Origin of the sequence: Mycobacterium sp. 1165178.9 (genome assembly GCF_001673555.1) — a bacterium.
Taxonomy (GTDB): domain Bacteria; phylum Actinomycetota; class Actinomycetes; order Mycobacteriales; family Mycobacteriaceae; genus Mycobacterium.
This window is the reverse complement of sequence record NZ_LZMB01000006.1, coordinates 1-6,071: the sequence shown is the minus strand read 5'-3', so window position 1 is coordinate 6,071 and position 6,071 is coordinate 1. Positions and strand designations below refer to the sequence as shown.

Genomic DNA, 6,071 nt, shown 5'->3' with positions numbered 1-6,071 from the left:
GTCGGCAGTCCGGCCAGCTTGTTCCTGCTGTACTCAAACTGGTTGCGGCTCAGCGTAATTCCGATGACGTTGACGTCATACTTCTCGACGGCCCGCTTCAGCGCACCGCCCCACCCGCAACCGATGTCCAGCAGCGTCATCCCGGGCTCGAGCTTGAGCTTTCCCAGCGCTAGATCGATCTTCGCGATCTGCGCCTCCTCGAGGGTCATGTCGTCTCGCTCGAAGTACGCGCAGCTGTAGGTCTGGGTGGGATCCAAAAACAGCCGGAAGAAGTCGTCGGACAAGTCGTAATGAGCTTGCACGTTTCCGAAATGCGGCGTGAGCTGCACAGACATGTCGATACGAGCCTTCCTATATGCGGGGGACAGGGGTAGACAGCCGAACGACGACCCCGCTATATCCCCCGATGTTCCCCTGCATGCTAGTACCTCCGACGGTTCGCGTCGCCCTGCAAGTCGCGTGCGTAGCCTCACACGCAACGGGTGCGATCCCCAAAGTCCACGGCGCGGGCTGAACCCATTTCTTAGGGTCCGAACTCGCCCTCCCGGGGCGGAACGATCGGCGACGGATGGGGTTCCCCGCGGAATTTCTCCAGCGATCCGCCGACCTCGACGATTCCCTTGAGGGCGTTCCAGCTCAACATCGTCAGGTAGTCGATCAGCTCATCGCGACTCATTCGCGGGTACGACATCCACGAGTGAGTGGCCAGCTGCACGCCGCCCACGATCAAATACGCCCACGGTTCCACCCCACCGGTGTCCATCCCCGCGTGTTGCATGCGGCGGCGCATCAGTACCGCGAGCATGCGCGCGATGATGCGCTCGGAGTCGGCGATGACCTTGCTCTTGCTGGCCGAGCTGTTGGACATCACGAACCGGTACGGCTCGGGCTCGTTCGCGACGGTCTCGACGTACACGCGAATGACCTCGCGAGTCAGGTCGAAGCCGTCGAGGCCAGACGTCAGTGCCCCAGCCATATTGGGAATCAGGGTGGTTTGAGTGAACCGCATCATCACGGCCGTCGTCAGGTCGTTCTTGTCGACGAAGTAGCGGTACAGCACCGTCTTGGATACCCCGATCTCGGCGGCGATCTCATCCATGCTCAGCGCGCCACCCAGCCGGCGAATCGCGTCGATCGTGCCGTCGACCAACTCATTACGACGATCCACTTTGTGCTGGTGCCAGCGCCGCTTGCGCCCATCCATCTTGACGCTCACAGCTGTGATGTGCTCTGCCACTGTCGCCTAATTCCCATTCCCTAGACGCCCCTGATCTTACGGCGTGAGGGGGTCGGTTTCGTGCCCTGGCCGGGCGCGGGTGAGACGTCGCGAACAGTGTCGTCACACTAATCGGCGGGAAAGATAGATGATGGAGTGGTGGCACATCGAGCCTCGGTGAGAGGCGAAGCGTCGGGCCCGCCAATGGCGCGGTCCGTTCCGACCGCGCCGTCATCCGAGGCCGGTCCCCTTCGAGCGTCTTTCGCCGAATCCTTCGCCGGCGCCGATCCCGAAGCCGACGCGCAGCGCCGGGTGGCGCTGCGCCGGATGAAGATGGTGGCACTGAGCTTTCTGATCGGTGCCACCGTTGTGTTCCTGGCCTGCCGGTGGGCCCAGGCGCATGTCGGCGTGGGGGCCTGGGTGGGGTATGTCGGCGCCGCCGCCGAAGCCGGCATGGTGGGCGCCCTGGCCGACTGGTTCGCCGTGACCGCGCTCTTCAGGCACCCGCTGGGCATTCCCATTCCGCACACCGCGATCATCAAACGTAAGAAAGACCAGCTCGGCGAGGGCCTGGGCACGTTCGTCCGGGAAAACTTCTTATCGCCGGAGGTCGTCGAAACAAAGCTGCGCGACGCCCAGGTGTCCGGCAGGCTCGGCAAGTGGTTGTCGGAGGCCGCGCACGCCGAGCGGGTGGCGAGCGAGACGGCCACGGTGCTGCGGGTGCTGGTCGAACTTCTGCGCGACGAGGACGTCCAGCAGGTGATCGACCGGATGATCGTGCGCCGGATCGCCGAACCGCAGTGGGGTCCACCGGTCGGGCGAGTGCTGGCCACCCTGCTGGCCGAGCACCGGCAGGAGGCGCTGATCCAGTTGCTCGCCGACCGCGCCTTTCAATGGTCGCTGAAGGCCGGCGAGGTCATTCAAAGGGTGGTCGAGCGTGACTCGCCGACCTGGTCGCCACGCTTCGTCGACCATCTGGTCGGCGACCGCATCCATCGCGAACTGATGGATTTCACCGACAAGGTGCGCCGCAATCCGGACCACGAATTGCGCAGGTCGGCCACCCGCTTCCTGTTCGACTTCGCCGAGGACCTGCAGCACGACCCGGACACCATCGCGCGCGCCGACGCGATCAAGGAGCAGCTGATGGCGCGCGACGAGATCGCCAACGCCGCGGCGACGGCGTGGAAGACACTGAAACGGCTGGTGCTCGAGGGCGTGGATGATCCGTCCAGCGCGCTGCGTACCCGGATCACCGACACCGTGGTCCGCATCGGGGAATCTCTGCGCGACGACGCCGACCTGCGTGACAAGGTCGACAATTGGCTGGTTCGGGCGGCCCAGCATCTGGTGTCGCAGTACGGGATGGAGATCACAGCGATCATCACCGACACGATCGAGCGTTGGGACGCCGAGGAGGCCAGCCGGCGCATTGAACTACACGTGGGCCGTGACCTGCAATTTATCCGGATCAACGGAACCGTGGTCGGTTCGCTGGCGGGTTTGGTGATCTACGCCGTCGCTCAGTTGCTGATCTAGCGGAATTTCTAGCAGTGCTAACAAGTGCTTGCAATAGCAAGCACTTGTAGTAGTCTGAGGCGCGTCAAGACCAGCCAGCCGACCAGGAGCACGCCATGACGCCGGAGGAGAAGCTCTCCGCCAAGGTGTCCAACGCTGCCTCCGACATGGCCTCTGACATCGGTAGTTTCATCCGTAGCCAGCGTGAACTCGCGCAGGTGTCGGTGCGTCAACTCGCCGAAAAGTCCGGGGTCAGCAACCCATATCTCAGCCAGGTGGAGCGCGGGTTGCGTAAGCCCTCCGCCGACGTCTTGAACCAGATCGCGAAGGCCCTTAGGGTCTCCGCCGAGGTTCTCTATGTGCGCGCCGGGATTCTCGAACCGAGTGACAAAAGTCAGGTACGGGACGCGATCGTCACTGACACTGCGATCACCGAGCGGCAAAAGCAAATCCTGCTCGACATCTATTCATCGTTCACGCAGCAAAACGAATCGATCCAAGAGGAGTGTCCGACCGAATCCGACAGCGAGTGACAGTCCGCTTCGCCCAGCGTCGGAACCATCTGAGCTGGGAGTCTGTGCAAGAAGGCGGGCTGGTGACGTCGCGGTCGCGAGTTGGTGATGTATAGACGACGGGCCGTCGGGGTTACCCAAGGAGAGGACATCCCCGTTCCAGCTGATCGCTGGACGAACCATCCCGGCACTGGCGGCCCCAGTTGCGAAGGAGACGTTTGCACCTAATTTCTGGACCAGATAGCTAGAAACACCGAATAACACCGATACCGAAAACACATCATGAAAGGAAAGACCATGGCGGAAAACACCAATATCGAAGACTTGCGGGCCCCCCTGCTCGCAGCCCTGGGCGCGGCCGACCTGGCCCTGGCCACCGTCAACGACCTGATCGCCGGCCTGCGTGAGCGCGCCGAGGAGACCCGCGCCGAGACCCGCACCCGGGTCGAGGAGCGTCGCGCCCGCCTGACCAAGCTCCAGGAGGACCTGCCCGAGCAGTTCACCGAGCTGCGCGACAAGTTCACCACCGAAGAGCTGCGCAAGGCGGCCGAGGGTTACCTGGAGGCGGCAACCTCCCGGTACACCGAGCTGGTTGAGCGCGGCGAGGCGGCCCTGCAGCGGCTGCGCAACCAGACCGCGTTCGAGGACGCGTCCGCTCGCGCCGAGGGCTACGTCGACCAGGCCGTCGAGCTGACCCAGGAAGCTCTGGGCACCGTGGCTTCGCAGACCCGCGCCGTCGGCGAGCGCGCCGCCAAGCTGGTTGGCATCGAGCTGCCGGGCAGGACCGAAGCGAGCACCAAGAAGGCTCAGAAGGCCGTCGCCAAGAAGGCCCCGGCCAAGAAGGCCCCCGCCAAGAAGGCTCCTGCCAAGAAGGCCGCGGCCAAGAAGGTCACCCAGAAGTAGCAAGTCAGTCACACGACGTTCGGCTCCGAGTCACCTTCGGGTGACTCGGAGTCGACGTTTTGGCGGCTGCCCGCATACCCTTAAGGCGTGAACCACCTCGTGGGAACCGTCATGTTGATCTTGCAGATCGCCGTTTTAGTGACGGCGATCTATGCGTTCGTGCATGCCGCGCTGCAACGACCCGACGCCTATACCGCCGCCGAGAAGCTGACCAAGCCGGTGTGGTTGCTGATCCTGGGGGGCGCTGTCGCCCTGACATCCATCTTGGGTTTCGTTTTCGGCGTGCTGGGTATGGCGATCGCGGCCTGTGCCGCCGGTGTGTATTTGGTCGATGTCCGGCCCAAACTGCTTGAGATTCAAGGTAAGTCGCGCTAGCGGAATGAAGATCGTGCTGACGGCGCCGGTCGCGGTGCTCGTCGTCTTGGCCTGTCCGGCACCGCACGCGCCCGCCGCGCCCGACCCGGGCGGCGACGCGGCGAATCCGCCCGCCCCGCCCTACATCGACCACACCCGGTGGGCGCAGTGGCAGGGCAGGCCCAGCCTGCGGGTCTTCCCGTCGCCGGCCGGCCGGACCGCCTCGAGAATCCCCGCAACCACGGCGCTGGCCGACGAGGGCTGGGCGGAGGTGCTTGCCTTATCCCCGGACGCCGACACCGCCGGCATGCGCGCGCAGTTCCTCTGTCACTGGCAGTTCGCCGAACTTGCCCAGCCCGGCAAGATCAGCTGGAATCTGGAGCCGTGGCGTCCGGTCGTGGACGACACCGAGATGGTCGCCTCCGGCTGCAATCCCGGCGGTCCGGAAGAATCCTTCTGATGGCAACCCGACCCGGCCGAGCGCAGTTGGCGGCGTTCGTCGACCACACGCTGCTCAAACCGGAGGCAACCGACGCCGACGTGACGGCCCTGGTCGCCGAAGCGGCCGAACTGGGCGTCTACGCGGTGTGCGTCTCGCCCTCGATGGTCCCGGTCGCGGTGCGGGCCGGCACCGGCGTGCGGGTGGCCAGCGTCGCGGGCTTTCCGTCCGGCAAGCACCTCCCGGCGGTGAAGGCGCACGAAGCGGCCCTGGCCGTCGCGTCCGGTGCCTGCGAGATCGACATGGTCATCGATGTGGGGGCGGCGCTGGCGGGCGACATCGACGCGGTGCGCTCGGATGTCCGTGCCGTGCGCAGCGCGATCGGCGGCACCGTGCTCAAGGTGATCGTGGAGTCGGCGGCGCTGCTGGCGCTGGCGGACGAGCCCACGCTGACACAGGTATGCAGCGCCGCCGAGTCCGCCGGTGCCGACTTCGTGAAGACGTCAACCGGGTTTCACCCGGCCGGCGGCGCATCCGTGCGCGCGGTCGCCCTGATGGCCGGGGCGGTCGGCGGCCGCCTCGGGGTCAAGGCCAGCGGAGGCATCCGCACCGCCACCGACGCGCTCGCGATGCTAGACGCCGGCGCCACCCGGCTGGGCCTGTCGGGCACGCGGGGCGTGCTCGACGGCCTCGGTTGAGCCGGACGAACTAGGCCGCTGGCCGTCAGAGGTTCGCGAAGCAGGGGTCGTTGTCGTTGCCGTTCGGAATGGTGGCGTTCCTCGTCGAGAAGTGGCTCGTCACACCGGTATCGGTGACCTGCACGCTGTCGGCGTGGATACCCAACGGGTAATTCTTCGTCTGGTTCGAGGTGAACTCGTCGAGCGTCGACTGCACGGACTCCTTGGGCATGGTGAAACCGAGCGCGTTGAAATGCACGATCTGCAGCTCTAACCCGTTGCCCGACACGACCGGCTTGGCCGTGATGTTGTCCAACATGCCCTTGAGCTCGACGGTGCCGTCGGCGGGATGGGTGGTGACGGTGTTGGTGACGAAGGGACCCAGAACCGGCACCGCGTCCTGCACCGACTGCTTGATGCCGTCACTGGTCCAGGTGATGGTGGCGTCCAGC

9 protein-coding genes are annotated in these 6,071 nt (G+C 65.2%); 6 read left to right on the top strand and 3 right to left on the bottom strand.

What is annotated here, in order from left to right; all coding sequences use genetic code 11:
• On the bottom strand, window positions 1-335 hold a 335-nt coding region (locus A5652_RS00485), incomplete at its 3' end, for a class I SAM-dependent methyltransferase (protein WP_197513671.1).
• Between the two features lie 188 nt (window positions 336-523).
• The gene (locus A5652_RS00480; RefSeq protein ID WP_067345374.1) at window positions 524-1,237 is read right to left on the bottom strand and encodes a TetR/AcrR family transcriptional regulator; all 714 of its coding nucleotides are present in this window, start codon (window positions 1,235-1,237) and stop codon (window positions 524-526) included.
• A 135-nt stretch (window positions 1,238-1,372) separates the two neighbouring features.
• Here A5652_RS00480 and A5652_RS00475 point away from each other — a divergent pair, with 135 nt between their 5' ends.
• From A5652_RS00475 to deoC, 6 genes are all read left to right on the top strand, one after another.
• Window positions 1,373-2,755, top strand: coding sequence for a DUF445 domain-containing protein (locus tag A5652_RS00475; protein ID WP_156745070.1), 1,383 nt, complete (start codon window positions 1,373-1,375; stop codon window positions 2,753-2,755).
• 95 nt (window positions 2,756-2,850) lie between these two features.
• Window positions 2,851-3,267 carry a helix-turn-helix domain-containing protein gene (locus tag A5652_RS00470; RefSeq protein ID WP_067122764.1) on the top strand — a complete coding sequence of 139 codons (417 nt, stop codon included), beginning with the start codon at window positions 2,851-2,853 and terminating at the stop codon, window positions 3,265-3,267.
• A gap of 276 nt (window positions 3,268-3,543) precedes the next feature.
• Window positions 3,544-4,149, top strand: a complete 606-nt coding sequence (hbhA, locus tag A5652_RS00465; protein WP_067345378.1) for a heparin-binding hemagglutinin HbhA — start codon at window positions 3,544-3,546, stop codon at window positions 4,147-4,149.
• A gap of 87 nt (window positions 4,150-4,236) precedes the next feature.
• Entirely contained in the window at window positions 4,237-4,524 is a 288-nt protein-coding gene (locus A5652_RS00460) for a DUF2516 family protein (protein WP_067122766.1), read from the top strand.
• Window positions 4,525-4,528: 4 nt separating this feature from the next.
• Window positions 4,529-4,963 (top strand): DUF2599 domain-containing protein, encoded by a 435-nt coding sequence (locus tag A5652_RS00455; RefSeq protein WP_067345367.1) that lies wholly within the window; start codon window positions 4,529-4,531, stop codon window positions 4,961-4,963.
• Window positions 4,963-5,640: a deoxyribose-phosphate aldolase gene (gene deoC / locus A5652_RS00450; RefSeq protein ID WP_067345364.1), complete on the top strand. Its 678-nt coding sequence runs from the start codon at window positions 4,963-4,965 to the stop codon at window positions 5,638-5,640. Before A5652_RS00455 ends, deoC begins: the two co-directional genes overlap by 1 nt.
• A 25-nt stretch (window positions 5,641-5,665) precedes the next feature.
• On the opposite strand, the gene A5652_RS00445 is transcribed toward deoC, so the two are convergent.
• The coding region (locus tag A5652_RS00445) for an LmeA family phospholipid-binding protein (protein WP_156745069.1) at window positions 5,666-6,071 on the bottom strand (406 nt) is incomplete at its 5' end.